Source organism: Bradyrhizobium sp. 134, from assembly GCF_023074155.1.
Taxonomy (GTDB): domain Bacteria; phylum Pseudomonadota; class Alphaproteobacteria; order Rhizobiales; family Xanthobacteraceae; genus Bradyrhizobium.
In genome coordinates this window covers 225,448-242,247 of sequence record NZ_JADPKX010000086.1, presented here as the reverse complement: position 1 = coordinate 242,247, position 16,800 = coordinate 225,448, and the positions used below count along the sequence as shown (strand labels likewise).

The window sequence follows — 16,800 nt, the reverse complement described above, 5'->3', positions numbered from 1 at the left end:
CTCCTATTCCAGTTGCATGCGAATGCCCTTGTCGCCGTTAAGCAGGCGCTTCAGGTGAAAGCCGGCCAGGGAATCGCCGGCATGCATGCCGACCAGCGCGGCGAAGGCCGGCATCGCGGCGGCATCACCAGCCTCCATCTTGGCAAACGCCTCGGAGTACAGCGCCGTTTCCGGCGCAGCGAATTGGGCCGGCGTCAGTGGCTCGAACGCGTGCAACGGTTCGCTGCGTCCGCGCAGCATCAGTTCCCCGACGGGACGCCCCCGAAAATTCTCAGCCGCCTCGGCGATGCCGGCACTGACGCAAATCCGCGTGCCCAGATGTTTGTTTGCGGCTTCCAGCCGCGCCGCAATGTTGATGGAGTCGCCATACGCGGTGTAGTCGAAAAACCGATTGCCGCCGAAATTTCCGACCAACGCCGGCCCGGCGTGAATGCCGACTCGGGTGGTGCCGAAATTCACGCCTCTCACCTTCCAGCGCGCGGAAAAATCCTCCGCCCAGGCGTCGAGATCGTGTGCGCAGGCGACCGCGCGCGTCGCGTAATCGGGCTGATCGCCGGGTGCGTTGAAGAGCACCTGGATCGCATCGCCGATGATCTTGGCGACAGTCCCCTCGTGCGCGAAGACGATCTCGGTCATGCCGCTGACATACTCGTTGAGAAGCGCGCCCAGCGTCTCCGGCGGGGCACTCTCGACCAGCGAGGTGAAGCCGGTAATATCCGTGAAGATGGTCGCGACATCGCGCCACTGCACTTCGATTCCCTCGCTCTCACCGCTGGCCGCCAGACGCTTGGCGAGTTCGGGCGAGAAATGACGCGAGAGCGCGGCGTGGGCGCGCTCTGCTTCCGCCTGGCGGCCTCGCACCTCACGCAGCATTTCGATGTGGCGAATGGTCTTCTGGATGGTCATCTCCAGGTCGGCGAAGTCGATCGGTTTGGTCAGGAAGTCGAACGCACCGCGGTTCATCGCAGTGCGGATATTGCTCATGTCGCCATAGGCCGAAACGATGATGGTGGATTTCTTGTCTTCGGCTTCCTGAAGCTTCGCCAGCAGCGACAGCCCGTCCATCCTGGGCATGTTGATGTCGGAGACCACCATGTCGACATGGGGATTCTGCTCTAGCGACTGCAGCGCTTCGAGGCCGTCGCGCGCGAACATGATCGTAACCGACCCGTCGCGAATCTGCCTGCGGAATTTTTGCAGGACCAACGCCTCGAGATCCGGCTCGTCGTCGACGAAAAGGATGGTCGCGGTCATGCAGCTTGCCCGAGCCTCGTGTCGATTTCCTGCCGCAGCAGCGCGAAATCGATCGGCTTGGTGAGAAGTCCGACTGCGCCGCGCTCGATCGCCTTCCGGCGCGTCTCGGCGTCTCCGTAGGCGGTGATCATGATGACGGGAACGTCCGGATGCGCAAGACGCACCTTCGGCAGCATATCGAGCCCGCTCATGCCGGGCATGTTGATGTCGGACAAAATCAGGATCAACGAGGGATCGCGAACCTCGGCGGCCAGTTTCAGCGCATCGGGTGCCGACGACGCGAATTCCATCTGGAAGCGGCCGGCGCGCAAATCGCGCCGAAACTGCTGCCGGAACAGCGCCTCGACGTCGGGCTCGTCATCGACGACCAGGATGTAAACGTTCAAGACTTGCCTCCGGAAGTGCCGCCCGCCGCCATCATGCGCGGCAGGGTGATGATGAATTCGGTGAATACGCCGGGTGCGGTGTTCACGTCGATCGTGCCGCCGTGCTGTTTCACCACGATGTCATGGCTCATGGAAAGGCCGAGCCCGGTGCCCTCGCCGGCCGGCTTGGTGGTGAAGAAGGGATTGAACATCTTCTCCTTCACCTCGGACGGGATGCCGGTGCCGTTGTCGTGAATGCGGATTTCGACCCTGTCGCCGAGAGTTTTTGTGGCCGCGCGCAGGGTGGGCTCGAAGGCATCTGCCGCGCTCTCCTTGCGCTTGGCCGTGGCGTAGAAGCCGTTCGAGATCAGATTGAGGAAGACTCGCGTAATCTCCTGCGGATAGATATCGACCATGCCTGCGGCGGGGTCGAAGCCGCGCTCGATCGTGACGTTGAAGCCGGGCTTCTCGGCGCGCGTGCCATGATAGGCGAGGTTGAGGCTTTCCTCGACGATGGCATTGATGTTGGCCGGACGGTGCTCGCCCGAGCCTTCGCGCGAATGCAAGAGCATGTTCCTGACGATGGAGTCGGCGCGCTTGCCGTGCTGCACCACCTTTTCGAGGTTGCTCCTGAGCATCCCGGTCAGCTCTTCGACCTCCTCCTTAGTCTTGCCGTCGAGCGGGGCCGCTTGCAGGGCCTCGTTGAGCTCGTCGATCAGTTCGGTCGACACCGCCGAGAAATTGTTGACGAAATTGAGCGGGTTCTTGATCTCGTGCGCGATCCCCGCCGTGAGCTGGCCGAGCGACGCCAACTTCTCGGTCTGGACCAGGCGGTCCTGCGCGCTGCGAAGATCGTCGAGGGATTGCGACAGCTCCGTCGTACGCTTGCGCAACTCGTTCAGAAGTCGCGTGTTCTCGATCGCGATGACGGCTTGTTTCGTGAAGTTCTCAACCAACGCGATTTGCTTGTCGGTGAAAGGCCGGACCTCCTTGCGATAAACCGCAACGGTTCCGATCAGCTCGCTTTCCCTCATCATGGGCACGATGACGATCGTCCGGGCGCCGGCGACGTCGGAGATTCCACGAATGGTCGGACCTCCGGCGAGATAGGCCGGAGTTTGCTGCACATCGTGAACGTGGACAACTTGACGTGTCCTGACAACCGCAGCAAGCGCGCTGTCCGGATGAGGACGGATCGCGATATCTTTTCGCGAGGCCGCGAACGCAGGTGGCACATTGTAGTCCGCAGCAATCGTGAAACTCTCACCATCCCACAGATTCATTACGCCGAAACTCGCACCACAGACGCGTGTGGCATTCTCGAGCATCTTGTGGAACACTGGCGTGAGTTCGCCAGGAGACGAACTGATGACCTGCAACACTTCCGACGTAGCCGTCTGTTGCTCGAGCGACTCGGTCAACTCAGCCGTTCTCACCTCGATCTTTTTCTCAAGGTCCGCATAGGATTCCTGCAGGCGCTCGCCCATCTGGTTGAACTGGTCCGCGAGACCCTCGAGCTCGTCACCGGTTCTGATCGAGATGCGTTGCGAGAAATCGCCGCCGCCGATCCGCTCGGCGCCGCTGCGCAACGCCTGGATCGGACCGACCATGCGGCGCGCCAGGAAAACCCCCGCAAGCACCGCGAAGATCGACGCGGCAAGCAGCACGATCGCGAGCCGCTGCAGCGAGGCGTAGAGGGAGGCGTAGGCTTCCTCTACCGGCAATTCCACGAACATGGTCCAGCCGAGCGGTGGAATCGGGGCGGACGCCGTCAGAACCTTCTGCCCCTGGATGTTGGTCGCCTCCTGTAGCGCGTCCGGCATGGTGCCGCCGCCGGCTTGCGCGGCCTTCACCTGCGCGAGCCTGGACATGTCGGTGTTGCGCAGGACCAGGCTGATATCGGGGTGCGCAATCAGGCGTCCCTCCGGACCGACCACGTAGGCATGTCCGTGCTCGCCGACCTTGATCTGGGACACGACGTCCCAGATCAGCTTGAGATTGACCTCTGCGATGCTGACGCCGGCATCCTTGCGCGCCCCGGCCTGCGCCAGGGTCATGTACGGCTCGGACTCCCTGCGGAAATAGACCGGACCGTAAAATATCTTGTGAGCGACCGCCTCGGTAAACTTCGGATCCGCCGACAGGTCGATCCCGCTGTCGATCGCGTCCATGGCGAGCCGCGAGACCCGCAGCCGCTCCTTGCCGGTCGCATCGACCTGGGCGAGTTCGGTGATCGCGGGCACCTGACGCAGCAGCCGCAGCGCATCGAACCGGCGCTGCTCGATCGAGCCCGCCGACCAGGACAGCTGCGTGGTCCAGCCGAGCTGGCTCTCGATCTCCTTGACGAACTGACCGATCTTGGCCGCGGCCGCCTCGGCCTGTTCATGCTGAACCCGGATCAGCGCGGCCTTGTGCTCGCGATAATAGAAGAGGACCTCGAACAGCCCGTTGGCCAGCAGCGCGATCGCGACGACGGCCACGAACAACGCGACATATTTGGTGAACAGCCGCGTCCTGATTCCCTGCCCCGGCGTCGTACCGGACGCGACGCCATCCGGCGTTGCGCTCGGCAGCGTTCGTGCTTGCGGGGTGTCGGGATGGAGGGAAAGGCTCATCCCGCCGAACCTAGCAAGAAGACCGGACCTTGTCTCTCGCGAGCGCAGGAAAGCCTGATGGCAGCCAGCCCCCGAGGCAAATAGAAAAGGCCGGCAGCGGATTGGCCGCTGCCGCCCTCGTGTTCGCTTTATCCGTGGCCTCAGGTCGGCCGCAGCGCCTTGGCGTTGAGGTCGAGGTCGTTGACCTGCTTGTTCCGCTCGGAATCGGCCGCCGCGCGATGGTCGGTCGCCAGCACCACGTAGACCGCCGGCAGCACAAACAGCGTGAACAACGTGCCGATCGACATGCCGGCCACGACCACCAGACCGATCGAGAAGCGGCTGGCCGCACCAGCGCCGGTCGCGGTCAGCAGCGGGATCAGGCCCGTCACCATCGCGGCCGTGGTCATCAGGATCGGCCGCAGACGAATACGGGCCGACATTTCGATGGCGGAGCGGCGATCGAGCCGCTCGTTGATCTGGAGCTCGTTGGCGAACTCCACCATCAGGATGCCGTGCTTGGTGATCAGGCCCACCAAGGTCAGTAGGCCGACCTGGGTGTAGATGTTCATGGTCGCCACGCCGAAGAACAGCGGGATCAGCGCACCAACGATCGCCATCGGCACCGAGATCATGATGACCAGCGGATCGCGCAAGCTCTCGAACTGCGCCGCCAGCACCAGGAAGATGATGATCAGCGCGAAGCCGAAGGTGATCGCGAGCTGGTTGCCTTCCTGGACATATTGCCTGCTGTCAGCAAGATAATCATGGCTGAAGCCTTGCGGCAGGTTTTTGGCCTCGCTCTCGAGGAAGTCGACCGCCGCACCGACGGTCACGCCGGGCATCGGCACTGCCGAGAAGGTCGCCGAATTGAGCTGATTGTAATGGGTCAGCGAATTCGGCTCGGTCTTGGTCTCGATCGAGACCACCGTCGACAGCGGAAGCTGCTGCCCGGTGTTGGTCGTCACGTAGTAGCCGGCGAGCGATTCCGGCGAGAGCCGCTGGCCGCGCGGCACCTGCGGGATGACCTGATAGGAACGGCCCTCGAGGTTGAAGCGGTTAATGTAGTTGCCGCCGAGCAGCACCGCGAGCGTGCTGCCGAGGTTCTGCATGCTGATGCCGAGATCCTGCGCCTTGGTGCGGTTGATCGTCACCTTCACGTTCGGCTGGTTGTAGGCAAGATCGCTGTCGGAGACGATGAACATTCCGCTCTTTCGGGCGGCAGCCTTCAGCTTCTCCATCTGCTCATAGACAGTCTGGAAACTGGCGGTGGAGTTGATCACCATCTGGACCGGCAGGCCGCCCGGACCGCCCGGCAGCGGCGGCAGGTTGAACGCGAACGCCTGCACGCCCTCGATCTTGGAAAGCTCGGCCTGCACCAGCGATTTCAGCTGGATCGACGAGCGCTTGCGCTCCTCCCATGGCTTCAGCAGCATGCCGGCGATACCGCCCTGCGGGCCGTTGATGCCGTTCAGCACGAAGCGCAGATCGGTCTCGGGGAATTTCTGGAATTCCTTGTCGAGCTTCTCGCCGTAAAAGTCGACGTAGTCGATGTTGGCGTATTTCGGCGCCTTGGTCACCGCGAACACGATGCCCTGGTCCTCCTCAGGCGCCAGCTCCTTCGACGTGTGCATGTAGAGGAAGCCGACGAGCCCGAGGATGGTCACCGCAAACAGGCCGGTGATGGCCTTGTAGTCGAGTGAGCGGTCGAGCCTGCGCCCGTACCACCGCGTCAGCGCGCCAAACACCTTGTTGACGAGCTTGGCGAAGCGCCCCTCTTCAGTGTTCTTCAGCAGCACCGAGCACATCATCGGCGACAGCGTCAGCGCGATCACGCCGGACACGATCACCGAGCCCGCAAGCGTGAAGGCGAATTCACGGAACAGCGAGCCGGTCAGGCCGCCGAGGAAACCGATCGGCGCGTACACGGCCGCGAGCGTGATGGTCATCGAGACGACGGGACCCACGATTTCACGCGCGCCTTCCAGCGACGCCTGGACCGGCGTCTTCCCTTCCTCCAGATGCCGATGGATGTTTTCCACCACGACGATGGCGTCGTCGACCACGAGGCCGATCGCGAGCACCATCGCGAGCAGGGTCAACAGGTTGAAGCTGAAGCCCAGCGCCAGCATCAGCGTGCAGACGCCGATCATCGACAGCGGGATGGTGACGACGGGAATGATGACCGAACGGAACGACGCCAGGAACAGGAAGATCACCACGATCACGATGATCACGGCTTCACCCAGTGTCTTCTCGACCTCGTCGATCGAGGATTGGATGAACTTGGTCGAATCGTAGGCGACCTTCATCTTCATCGACGGTGGCAGATTGCGCTCCAGCTCGGGGAACAGCGCCCGCACGCCCTTGACCAGCGTCAGCGGGTTGCCCTGCGGCGTTGCCTGCACACCGATGAAGATTGCGTGCTCGCCGTTGAAGGCGACGCTCGCGTCCGTGCTTTGGGCCGCAAGTTCGACGGTGGCGATGTCCTCCATCCGCACGAAGCCGCCGTCCTTGGCCTTGACGATCATCTTCTTGAACTGGTTGACGTCGGTCAGGCCCGTATTCGTCGATACGTTCGAGACGATGAGATAGCCCTTGGTCTGCCCCGCCGCAGACTGGAAGTTGTTGGCGGTGATCGCGGTCGCGACATCCGCAGGCGACACGTTGCGGCCGGCCATCTTCAGGGGATCAAGCCACAGCCGCATCGCAAAGGTCTGGCCGCCGAGAATGTCGGCGGAGGCGACGCCGTCGACGGTCGACAGCACCGGTTGCACAACGCGCGTCAGGTAGTCCGAGATCGCCGAGCCTGACAGCTCTTCGGACGAAAATCCGAGATACATCACGGCCGTAGTCTGGCCCGTGGTCTTGGTGACGATCGGGTCGTTGGATTCCTTCGGGATCAGGTATTTGACCGAGTTCGTCTTGGCCAGAACCTCGGTCAGCGCCTGGTTCGGATCGAAGTTCAGCTTGATGTAGACCTGGATCGTCGAGGTGCCGAGCACCGAGGACGAGGTGATGTAGTCGACGCCTTCGGCGGAAGCGACCGCCTGCTCGATTGGAGTGGTGATGAAGCCCTGGATCAGGTCCGCGGATGCGCCCGGATAGACGGTCGTGATGTTGATGACCGTGTTCGACAGCTTCGGATATTGCCGGATCGGCAGCGTCGTCGCCGCGCGCAGGCCGATCAGCAGGATCAGCAGGCTGACGACGACCGACAGGACCGGGCGTTTGATGAAGATATCAGTAAAGCGCATCGCGGCGATCTCGATTTCTTTGACTTGCAAAGCGCATGACCCGGCCGTGCCGGATCATGCTGCAACGTGTACGATGTCAGTAGCGCGGCGGCTGCGCCGGGAGCTGCGGAGCCGGGTCGGTCGAAATCGACACCGCCGCGCCCGATTGCAGCTTGAGTTGGCCGACCGCGACGACCTTGTCGCCTGGCTTCACGCCCTTGACGATTTCGACGCGACCTTCGACCCGGTTGCCGGTCTGCACGAAAGTGCGCACCGCGCTCAGGCTGGTCTTGCCGTCGGCTTCCTTCTTCTCGGTGATCACGAACACCGAGTCGCCGTACAGCGTGTAGTCGACTGCCGTCTCCGGCACGGTGACCACGGCCGGCTTGTCCGGGAGCACAACCGTGGTGGTCACGAACATACCGGGCTTCAGGATCTTCTCCGGATTGGAGATGGTCGCCTGCACGCGGATGTTGCGGGTGTCGGCCGAGATCTGCGGCTCGATCGTGGTGATCTTGGCGTCGAAGGTGCGGCCCGGATAGGCGTCGACCTTCAACCGGACCGGCTGACCGACCTTGAGATTGCCCGAGTCCTTTTCCGTCACCGTGAAGTTGGCCCACAGCTCCGACAGATCCGTCAGCGAAACGATGGCCGTGCCGGCGGTCAGATACTGGCCGACCTCGACCTTGCGGACGCCGAGATCACCGGCGAACGGCGCGCGGACCAGCTTCTGGGAGATCAACGCTTCGGTCTTGGCGATACCCGCCAGCGCCTGATCGTACGCCGCCTGCGCGGTATCGACGGTTGCCTGCGGGCCGAACTGGCGCGACGCCAGCTGCTTGGCGCGGTCCAGCGACAGCTGCGCGACGGTGGACTGCGCCTTGTAATTGGCGAGGTCGCCCTGCTCCGGCGCGTCGAACATCTGCACCAGCGGCGTGCCGGCCTCGACATGCGTGCCCGGCTCGAACTTGATCTCGGTGACGCGGCCGTTGACGTCGGCGCTGACGTCGACCTGGTGCACGGCAGACAGCCCGCCGACGGCGGTCAGCAGGTTCGGCACCACCTCGGACTTCGCCTCGGCGGCGCTGACCGCGACCGGCGGCGGCTTGTTGTTGGCGAAGAACTGCTTGATCATCTGGCCGCGGAAATAATTGAACCAGACGAGGCCACCGACGAGCACGGCCAGAAGCGCGCCGACGATGATGAACCAGAGCACCGGCCGGGCCGGACGCTTGGGAGCCTTGTTGTCGATCGGTTCGCCCGAAATCTTGTGTTCGGTGACGATGTTCATGTCATGCACTCTCTGCAATCGCCGTCTTGCCCGCACACGCGGCCTGATCGCGGCCCAAATGCGAAGCAATTGCGGCGTCGTTAAGTCCGATACCCCTCAGGAGAAACTCACAGAGCTGCCGCTCGAGGTCGTTCGCCTTGCCATAAGCGAGACACGGCGTGGCCGGCAGCCTGGTCAGCGCAGCGGTCATCACGGTGTGATGCGCAAACCAGAACAGGTTGAGCGGTTCGCCGTTGTATGGCCGCGCGTCCCTCGCGGCAACCGCACGCTCGAGCGAGGCGACGAAGGCCGCCCCGATCAGCGTCTCGATCTTGGCATATAGCAAACGGGCAAATTCGCCATCATCCAGATGACTCGTGGTCATCAGTCGCAGGCGCTGGGCCTCTTCCTGGTCGGGCCCGTCGGCGATGTGCATGAAATGCCCCACCATACCGCGGATCAGTTCGACCAACGTGGCGGTCGACGGCTCACGTTCGAGCAGCTCCATGAGCGCCGGGTCAGCCTCGCATTCGTCGCTGAGAATTTCGGCGTACAGCGCGGCCTTGGACGGGAAATGCTTGAACAGCAACGCTTCGGAAATGGCAGCGGCGGCCGCCACGCTCTTGGTCGTGGTGCCGGTATAGCCGTGTCGGGCAAAGCAACGCTTTGCGGCGCCGAGGATCAATTGACGCCTCAGGTCGCTCGTCATACGCAATGAGCTCATGCTAGTGAGTAAGCACTCACCCACGCAAAAGTCAAGCACTATGCTGCATCGCAACCTGAGTGCGTTGTAATTTCAGTGGAAATTGACCTCGCCCACACGGTCCCCGTGCAGGACGGGACGCCGGAACGCCCGCCTAGATCGGTTGGAAGCCGAGGTCGCCGCGAATCCGGTTGAGAATGTAAGTCCCGTCCCGGCTCGGCAAAATCCGCTCCAGATTGGCACTGTCGATCTTCACATTGGCAAAGCGCGGCCCGGCGGTGACGTCGTGGACGGCTCTGGCGAAGGCCTCGACCTCGGCCATTGTCGTCACAGACCGGCTATCCCCGATGCCGCAGGCCCTGGCGACGCCGACGAGGTCGGCCGCCGCGGCCGTGTGGCTGGCCTGGCCCCCGGTCTCGCCATAGGCCTCGTTGTCGAGCACCGCGATCGAGAGATTGGGCGGCTTCTGGAGGCCGATGGTGGCAAGGCTGCCCATGCCCATCAGCATCTCGCCGTCGCCGGTGATCACCAGCACCGGCAATTTTGGCTGCGCCAGAGCGAGGCCCAACCCGATCATCGACGCCCCGCCCATGCCGCCCCAGAGGTAGAAATTCCGGGCATGATCACCGGCCGCGCACATGTCGTTGGTGGAGGCGCCGAGGCCGCCGATCGCAACCACGTCCCTGCGGTTCGCGAGAAGCGTGGACACCACCTGACGGCGGTCGAGGAGATTGGCCTTGCTCATTTGGTGAAAACCTTGGCGCCGATCAGGCGCTGCGACAGCAGGACGGCGGTGGGCGTGAGGGCGTTGTAGGCCTGCGCGGCCGCCGCCTCGAGCACGGTCGGCACCTCGGCTGCGTTAGACGCCCGCAGCACCTTGACACCCGAGAGCTCGAACACGCCCTGCGTGGTCGATCCCATCGGCACCTGCCACGGATTGAACTCGCCCCACTCCCCTCGCATGGTCACCAACGTGAGGAAAGGAAAGCGCAGGATCGGGATCAGCGACAGCATGTTGATGCAATTGCCGACCCCGCTCGACTGCATCAACAGCACGCCGCGCTGGCCGCCCGTCCAGGCGCCGGCGAGCAGCGCGACGCCCTCCTCCTCCGTCGTCAGCGGAATGCCGCGCATGGTGGACGAGGCCAGCACGCGCTGGATCAGCCTCGAATGGCCGGCGTCGGGCACGTAGGGCACCTGCCGGACGTCGAAGCGTTGCAGGGCCGCGAAGATATCGTCTGGCCATGAAAAAGGGTCCGTGTCGGCAGCGTCAGAGCGGGCGTGCATTTTCCTGTCCGGTCGGCTTGCAAATCGCAGCTCGACTGTAGACGGTGAACCGAGCCGCTCAAAAGAGCGAATACAGCATATCGGACTCAACGGGCGAGTATGGCGGCATGAACGCAAGTGCGAATGAACTGGCGGCCAGTTTCGATCTGGAGAAGCTGACGCCGGAATTCTACGACGATCCCTACCCGACCTATCGTGCACTGCGGGAGAACGAGCCGGTCAAGCGCCTGCGCAACGGCACCGTGTTCCTGACCCGCTATGACGATCTCGTCACGACCTACAAGAACACAAAGTCGTTCAGCTCGGACAAGAAGCGCGAGTTCGCGCCGAAATACGGCGACACCCTGCTCTACGAGCACCACACCACGAGCCTCGTCTTCAACGATCCGCCGGCGCATACGCGCGTGCGGCGCCTGATCACGGGCGCGCTGTCGCCGCGCGCGATCGCGGGGATGGAGCCTGACATCATCAAGCTGGTCGACGGCCTGCTCGACGCCATCGCCGTCAAAGGCAGCTGCGAGCTGATCGAGGACTTCGCCGCCTCGATCCCGATCGAGGTGATCGGCAATCTGCTCGACGTGCCCCATGACGAGCGCGCGCCGCTGCGCGAGTGGTCGCTGGCGATCCTGGGCGCCCTCGAACCGGTCGTGTCGCCTGAGGTCGCTGCCCGCGGCAACAAGGCCGTGGCGGATTTTCTCGCCTATCTCGAAACGCTGGTCGCACGCCGACGAGCGAAGCCTGGCAACCCCGAACGCGACGTGCTGACGCGCCTGATCCAGGGCGAGGACAACGGCGAGCGGCTGACAGAGAAGGAGCTGCTGCACAATTGCATCTTCCTGCTCAATGCCGGCCACGAGACCACCACCAACCTGATCGGCAACGGCCTCGTGGCGCTCGACCGGAACCCGGATCAGAAGCGGCGGCTGATCGACAATCCCGAGCTGATCAAGACTGCGGTCGAAGAGATGCTGCGCTACGAGAGTTCGAACCAACTCGGCAACCGCATGACCACGGAGCGGGTCGAGCTCGGCGGCGTCATGCTGGATGCCGGCACGTCGATTACGCTGTGCATCGGCGCGGCCAACCGCGATCCGGCGCAGTTTCCGGACCCCGAGAGCTTCGACATCGCGCGCACGCGGAACCGGCATCTCGCCTTCGCCACCGGTGCGCATCAATGCGCCGGCATGGCGCTGGCGCGGCTGGAAGGCGCCATCGCGGTCTCACGCTTCCTGGCGCGCTTCCCGAACTATGCCGTGAGCGGACAGCCGGTCAGGGGCGGACGGGTGCGGTTCCGCGGCTTTTTGAGCGTGCCCTGCGCGATCGGTTGAGGCCTCAAAACAACAAAACGCGAAAACAACCCCATGCACAGTAGAAGGTTACCGGCGCGCGATGTGCCGGTGATCCCACGCAACCAATTGACATCTCAGGCCATCGGCGCCGCCGCGCGCAACAAATTCCGGAAGGCCTAAACCACCGTCTTGTGCCGCGCGATGCAGGTTTGCAGCACCTCGTCCATCGGTTTACTCCACCACTCGTTGGAGAAGATTTCGATCTCCGAATAGCCGGCAAAGCCCTGTGCTTCGACCGCTTCGCGCACCGATTTGATGTCGATCACGCCGTCGCCCATCATGCCGCGGTCATTGAGAATGTCCTTGGTCGGCACCAGCCAGTCGCAGACATGGAAGGCCAGCAGGCGATCTCGGCCGGCGCGCGCGATCTGCCCCATCAGCTCCGGATCCCACCAAATGTGATAGACGTCGAGCGCGACGCCGAGCATGCCGCTGCGATCAGGGTCGAGCCGGTCGCAGATGTCGAGCGCCTGTTTCGTCGTGTTGACGCAGGCGCGGTCCGCCGCATAGGCCGGATGCAGCGGCTCGATCGCCAGCGGCAGCTTGGCCTGTTTGGCGTAGTCGAGCATTTCGGCGAGCGCCTCCTCGACCTGCGTCCGCGCGCCGGCAATGTCCTTCGACGCCTCGCTGCCGGGCCGCGAATATTGCGGCAGGCCGCCGACCACGAGAACGATGCAGGGGGCTCCCAGCGCCTTGGCTTCGTCGACGCAGCGCCGGTTGTCGTCGCGCACCTCGCTCCGGCGCGATGCGTCCGACGTGAACATGCCGCCACGGCAATAGCCCGACAGGTCGAGACCGGCATCGCGCACCGCACGCGCGGCACGCTCGAGGCCGACGGCTGCGACCTGGTCGCGCCAGGGATCGATGGCGCGGATGCCGCGCCTGGCACAGGCCTCGACGATCTCCACGAGGTCACCCTGCTTGCGGATTGTCGCCGTGTTGAGCGATAGCCAGCGATGGTCGGACGAGAAATCACGCATCAGGATTCGATTCCGTGCGTTGAGAGCACCGCCTTCATCCGCAGCGTCGCCAGCTCCGGATCGGCGAGCAGCCCGCCCTTGTCGGCCAACCGGAACAGCTCGGCCAGATGCAGCGTCGAGCGCGTGCTCTCCTGCCCGCCGACCATGGTAAAATGGTCCTGGTGACCATTGAGGTATGCCATGAACACCACGCCGGTCTTGTAGAACCGCGTCGGCGCCTTGAAGATGTGGCGCGACAGCGGGACCGTCGGCCCCAGCACGTCGTGGAAGCCGGCTTCGTCACCCGCGGCAAGCCGCGACAAGGCGTAGGACGCCGCCGGCGCGATCGCGTCAAAAATACCGAGCAGCGCGTGCGAAAAGCCCTGTTCGTCGCCGGCGATCAGCTCCGCGTAGTTGAAGTCGTCGCCGGTGTACATCTTGATGCGCTTGTCGAGACGACGGCGCATGTCGATCTCGCGCTGCTTGTCGAGCAGCGAAACCTTGACACCGTCGACCTTGGCGGCGTTGCCGTTGATGATGGCGACCGCAATATCCATGGCCTTGTCGAGATCGCTGGTGCCCCAATATCCCGTCAGCGCCGGATCGAACATGTCGCCGAGCCAGTGGATGATCACGGGCTCGCGAACCTGCGACAGCACGCGGTCATAGACCTTTGCGTAATCGTCGGCGTTACGGCCAAGCTTCGCCAGCGCGCGCGACGCCATCAAGATGATGCGGCCGCCGACCTTCTCGACCGCCGATACCTGCTCCTCATAGGCGCGGATCACGTCGTCGAGATTTTTGGCGTCCTCGACCGGGAGATGGTCCGTGCCCGCGCCGGAAAACACCAGGCCGTTGCGTCGCTTCGCGGCAGACACCGAGCGCGTGATCAGCTCCAGCGAGGTCGGCCAATCCAGCCCCATGCCGCGCTGCGCGGTGTCCATGGCTTCCGCGACGCCGAGCCCGAGGTCCCAGACGTGCTCGCGAAAGGCGATGGTCTTGTCCCAGTCGACGGCAGCGGAGAGCCACGGGTCGTTGTCGGCGAAGGGATCGACCACGGTATGGACGGCCGAGAACGCGATGCGGTTCAGCGGTCCCTCGAGCTTTGCGGGAAACGTCCGCGAGGCCGCGAGCCGGTAGGTCTCGATCGAGCGATCGGCTTTTGGCAGCTTGAGCGACAGGGACGACGTTGAAGGGACGGGCTTGGGCTGGACGGGCTTGTTCATTATTCCCTCCTCAGACCTTGATCGGCGCGACATCGATCCAGCGCCGCTCCTTCCAGCTCTTGAGCGCGCATTCGGCGAGCTGCACGCCCTTGACGCCTTCGAGCAGCGTGAACTTGTAGGGCGCATCTTCATAGACGTGGCGGATGAACATCTCCCACTGCTCCTTAAAGCCGTTGTCGTAGGTGACGTTGTCAGGCAGCTTCTGCCAGTCGCCGTAGAAATCGTGCAGCCGCTTCTCGTCGGGATTCCACACCGGTCGGGGCGTCGCCTGCCGTGCCTGGATCATGCAGTCGGAAAGGCCGGCGACGGCCGAGCCGAGCGTGCCGTCGACCTGGAAGGTGACGAGATCGTCGCGATAGACGCGCGTCACCCAGGACATGTTGATGTGGGCGATGGCGCCGCCCTTGAGCTGGAACGTGGCATAGGCGGAGTCGTCGGCGGTCGCCTTGTACTTCTTGCCCTGCTCGTCGAAACGCTCCGGGATGTCGGTGTTGCCGATGCAGCTCACGCTCTCGACCTCGCCGAAGAGATTGTCGAGCACGTAGCGCCAGTGGCAAACCATGTCGAGGATGATGCCGCCGCCGTCCTCGTCGCGATAATTCCATGACGGCCGCTGCGCCTCCTGCCAGCCACCTTCGAACACCCAATAGCCGAACTCGCCGCGCACCGAGAGGATGCGGCCGAAGAAGCCGGAGTCGCGCAGGAAGGCAATCTTCTTCAGGCCGGGCAGGAACAGCTTGTCCTGCACCGTGCCGTGCTTGACGCCCTTGGAATTGGCGAGCTTGACGACCTCGAGCGCCGCCTCGAAGTTCGTCGCGATCGGCTTCTCGCAATAAACGTGCTTGCCGGCATTGATGGCCTGGGTCAAAAGGCCCGGCCGTGCCTGTGTGGTCGCGGCATCGAAGAACATGGTGTCGTTCTTGTCGGCGAGGGCGGCATCGAGATCGGTGGTCCAGCGCGTGATGTTGTAGCGCTTGGCGAGCCCCTCGACCTTCTCGGCGCTGCGGCCGACCAGGATCGGGTCCGGCATCACGCGGTCGCCGTTCTTCAAGCGGACGCCGCCCTGCTCGCGGATCGCGACGATCGAACGGATCAGATGCTGATTGAGCCCCATGCGGCCCGTGACGCCGTTCATGATGAGGCCGAGGCGTTGCGTGGTCATGCCGATTGCTCCCAGAGTGATTTTGGCTGTTCGAGCGGGCGTAGCGCCGACCAGTCCGGATGAACCGACGTCGCAAAGCCCGTTGCATTGAGCGATCCCGTGGGGAGATCGCCGTTGTGAATGGAGAGGCGGATGCCCTGCCCGGCATCCGCGTAAAGATCGGGATGCGCGACGGCGAAAGCCTGGGCCTCCGCGGCGGGCGTATCAACGAAGCCATCGACGTAGTGGTGGCCGTTACGTTCGGCATGGGTGATGCCGATGAAGGCACCGAGCGCAAGGTCCTGCTGCAGGGCGAGGCCCGCCTGGCAGGTCAGGTCCTCGCCGGTCACGAAGAATCTTTCGCCGGCCCCGCTCCATTTCGCCGCGCGCGTCGCGTTGACGATGGACTTGTAAAGCCCTTTGCACGATTTCGACGAGATGCCGTGATAGCCAAGCGCCCGTGCCGCAGGAAACGCGTCGTAGGAATCGTCGGCTTCGTCGATGATGAAGCCACGCGCAGCGAGCGAGCCGAGCGGTGACAGCCTCGTGACATCGCGCGGCATTGGCTGCTCGACATAGAGCAGCCTGGATGAAATCGATCGCAGCGCAGTGTCATGGTCGAGCCGGCCGATGAGTTCATGCAAGGCTGCGAGATCGGCATATTGCTCGTTGGCATCGAGCGTCACTTTGTAGTCACGGTCCAGCGCATCGAGCTCCTTGCCAATGCGCGCCAGCCGCGCTGCATCGCCGACGGGGTCCCCCGACAGCTTCAGCTTGAAGTACCTTGCACCGGAGTTCTCGTGGGGATCTGCAACTCCGCCCTCGCCTTCAACGGTGTCGTCGAGACCGACGGTATGCCTGATGGCAACGCGCGCCAGCGGCTTCCGGCCGGATAGAAACGTCTTGAGATCCGTGTCCTTCAGGTCGGGCGAAAGCCGCGCATCGATGCCGGCGATGTTGCCGGCCATGCCGTCGAAAAAATTGGTCTCGGCCGCACGGAGCAGCGCGTCGAGGATCGCTTTGTCGATTTCCGCAGGGCCGTAGGCCGCGGCAAGCGCCGGAATGTTCTTTTTCGCACAGGTTGCGACCTGGGCACCGACGCACGATGCATGCAGATCGAATGCCGTCAGAAATCCGGTTCGCGCGAGATAAAGCCCCCGCGCGATCTCCAGCGAGCGGCGCAAATCATCGACGGTCTGCACCGGCGACAGCTCCGGCCGCTTGTCGAACCATTTCGGCACCAGCAGCTCGGCGCTGGCACCAAATGCACTTCCCCTGCCCTCGACCTCGATCTCGACCCGCACGAAAAGCTGCGGCGTCGCATTGATGGTGATCGCGCCGAAGCGGAACGGCCGCGCGAACTGCACGGGTCGTTCGAAGAACGCGATATCTCGCAGCTTCAGACGCGGCGCCATG

Annotated in this window: 13 protein-coding genes; 1 reads left to right on the top strand and 12 read right to left on the bottom strand. The window is 63.6% G+C overall.

Features of this window, described 5'->3' with window-relative positions; all coding sequences use genetic code 11:
• Window positions 1-3: 3 nt before the first annotated feature.
• The 8 genes from IVA75_RS36010 to IVA75_RS35975 all read right to left on the bottom strand — a co-directional run bounded on the left by IVA75_RS36010 (window position 4) and on the right by IVA75_RS35975 (window position 10,709).
• Entirely contained in the window at window positions 4-1,254 is a 1,251-nt protein-coding gene (locus IVA75_RS36010; RefSeq protein WP_247288544.1) for an adenylate/guanylate cyclase domain-containing protein, read from the bottom strand.
• Window positions 1,251-1,640 carry a response regulator gene (locus IVA75_RS36005; protein WP_247288543.1) on the bottom strand — a complete coding sequence of 130 codons (390 nt, stop codon included), beginning with the start codon at window positions 1,638-1,640 and terminating at the stop codon, window positions 1,251-1,253. The genes IVA75_RS36010 and IVA75_RS36005 overlap by 4 nt, the downstream gene beginning before the upstream one ends.
• Entirely contained in the window at window positions 1,637-4,234 is a 2,598-nt protein-coding gene (locus IVA75_RS36000) for a cache domain-containing protein (protein ID WP_247288542.1), read from the bottom strand. Before IVA75_RS36000 ends, IVA75_RS36005 begins: the two co-directional genes overlap by 4 nt.
• 140 nt (window positions 4,235-4,374) lie before the next feature.
• Window positions 4,375-7,470 (bottom strand): MexW/MexI family multidrug efflux RND transporter permease subunit, encoded by a 3,096-nt coding sequence (locus IVA75_RS35995; protein ID WP_247289093.1) that lies wholly within the window; start codon window positions 7,468-7,470, stop codon window positions 4,375-4,377.
• 76 nt (window positions 7,471-7,546) lie between these two features.
• Window positions 7,547-8,740, bottom strand: coding sequence for an efflux RND transporter periplasmic adaptor subunit (locus IVA75_RS35990; protein ID WP_247288541.1), 1,194 nt, complete (start codon window positions 8,738-8,740; stop codon window positions 7,547-7,549).
• A gap of 1 nt (window position 8,741) precedes the next feature.
• On the bottom strand, window positions 8,742-9,443 hold the full coding sequence (locus IVA75_RS35985; protein WP_247289091.1) for a TetR/AcrR family transcriptional regulator: 702 nt from the start codon (window positions 9,441-9,443) through the stop codon (window positions 8,742-8,744).
• A gap of 133 nt (window positions 9,444-9,576) precedes the next feature.
• Window positions 9,577-10,167: a thiamine pyrophosphate-dependent enzyme gene (locus IVA75_RS35980; protein ID WP_247288540.1), complete on the bottom strand. Its 591-nt coding sequence runs from the start codon at window positions 10,165-10,167 to the stop codon at window positions 9,577-9,579.
• Window positions 10,164-10,709, bottom strand: a complete 546-nt coding sequence (locus IVA75_RS35975; protein WP_247288539.1) for a phosphonopyruvate decarboxylase — start codon at window positions 10,707-10,709, stop codon at window positions 10,164-10,166. Before IVA75_RS35975 ends, IVA75_RS35980 begins: the two co-directional genes overlap by 4 nt.
• 107 nt (window positions 10,710-10,816) lie before the next feature.
• Between IVA75_RS35975 and IVA75_RS35970 the strand changes: the two genes are divergently transcribed.
• The gene (locus IVA75_RS35970; RefSeq protein WP_247359676.1) at window positions 10,817-12,037 is read left to right on the top strand and encodes a cytochrome P450; all 1,221 of its coding nucleotides are present in this window, start codon (window positions 10,817-10,819) and stop codon (window positions 12,035-12,037) included.
• A gap of 137 nt (window positions 12,038-12,174) precedes the next feature.
• Here IVA75_RS35970 and IVA75_RS35965 read toward each other — a convergent pair whose 3' ends face one another.
• Genes IVA75_RS35965 through IVA75_RS35950 form a run of 4 tightly spaced genes read right to left on the bottom strand, consistent with a single transcriptional unit; the run spans window position 12,175 to window position 16,799 of the window.
• Window positions 12,175-13,038, bottom strand: coding sequence for a sugar phosphate isomerase/epimerase family protein (locus tag IVA75_RS35965; protein ID WP_247288536.1), 864 nt, complete (start codon window positions 13,036-13,038; stop codon window positions 12,175-12,177).
• Window positions 13,038-14,243, bottom strand: coding sequence for a dihydrodipicolinate synthase family protein (locus tag IVA75_RS35960; RefSeq protein WP_247288535.1), 1,206 nt, complete (start codon window positions 14,241-14,243; stop codon window positions 13,038-13,040). The genes IVA75_RS35965 and IVA75_RS35960 overlap by 1 nt, the downstream gene beginning before the upstream one ends.
• Before the next feature lie 10 nt (window positions 14,244-14,253).
• Window positions 14,254-15,405: a Gfo/Idh/MocA family oxidoreductase gene (locus IVA75_RS35955; RefSeq protein WP_247288534.1), complete on the bottom strand. Its 1,152-nt coding sequence runs from the start codon at window positions 15,403-15,405 to the stop codon at window positions 14,254-14,256.
• The gene (locus IVA75_RS35950) at window positions 15,402-16,799 is read right to left on the bottom strand and encodes a hypothetical protein (protein WP_247288533.1); all 1,398 of its coding nucleotides are present in this window, start codon (window positions 16,797-16,799) and stop codon (window positions 15,402-15,404) included. Before IVA75_RS35950 ends, IVA75_RS35955 begins: the two co-directional genes overlap by 4 nt.
• Window position 16,800: the final 1 nt, after the last annotated feature.

What these genes read in the sequence shown, in the direction of transcription:
- IVA75_RS35975 (WP_247288539.1), bottom strand. Translation starts at nt 10,709, where the DNA reads ATGCACGCCCGCTCTGACGCTGCCGACACGGACCCTTTTTCATGGCCA.
- IVA75_RS35960 (WP_247288535.1), bottom strand. Translation starts at nt 14,243, where the DNA reads ATGAACAAGCCCGTCCAGCCCAAGCCCGTCCCTTCAACGTCGTCCCTG.
- IVA75_RS35970 (WP_247359676.1), top strand. Translation starts at nt 10,817, where the DNA reads ATGAACGCAAGTGCGAATGAACTGGCGGCCAGTTTCGATCTGGAGAAG.
- IVA75_RS35990 (WP_247288541.1), bottom strand. Translation starts at nt 8,740, where the DNA reads ATGAACATCGTCACCGAACACAAGATTTCGGGCGAACCGATCGACAAC.
- IVA75_RS35980 (WP_247288540.1), bottom strand. Translation starts at nt 10,167, where the DNA reads ATGAGCAAGGCCAATCTCCTCGACCGCCGTCAGGTGGTGTCCACGCTT.
- IVA75_RS35955 (WP_247288534.1), bottom strand. Translation starts at nt 15,405, where the DNA reads ATGACCACGCAACGCCTCGGCCTCATCATGAACGGCGTCACGGGCCGC.
- IVA75_RS35995 (WP_247289093.1), bottom strand. Translation starts at nt 7,470, where the DNA reads ATGCGCTTTACTGATATCTTCATCAAACGCCCGGTCCTGTCGGTCGTC.
- IVA75_RS36000 (WP_247288542.1), bottom strand. Translation starts at nt 4,234, where the DNA reads ATGAGCCTTTCCCTCCATCCCGACACCCCGCAAGCACGAACGCTGCCG.
- IVA75_RS35950 (WP_247288533.1), bottom strand. Translation starts at nt 16,799, where the DNA reads ATGGCGCCGCGTCTGAAGCTGCGAGATATCGCGTTCTTCGAACGACCC.
- IVA75_RS36010 (WP_247288544.1), bottom strand. Translation starts at nt 1,254, where the DNA reads ATGACCGCGACCATCCTTTTCGTCGACGACGAGCCGGATCTCGAGGCG.
- IVA75_RS35985 (WP_247289091.1), bottom strand. Translation starts at nt 9,443, where the DNA reads ATGAGCTCATTGCGTATGACGAGCGACCTGAGGCGTCAATTGATCCTC.
- IVA75_RS35965 (WP_247288536.1), bottom strand. Translation starts at nt 13,038, where the DNA reads ATGCGTGATTTCTCGTCCGACCATCGCTGGCTATCGCTCAACACGGCG.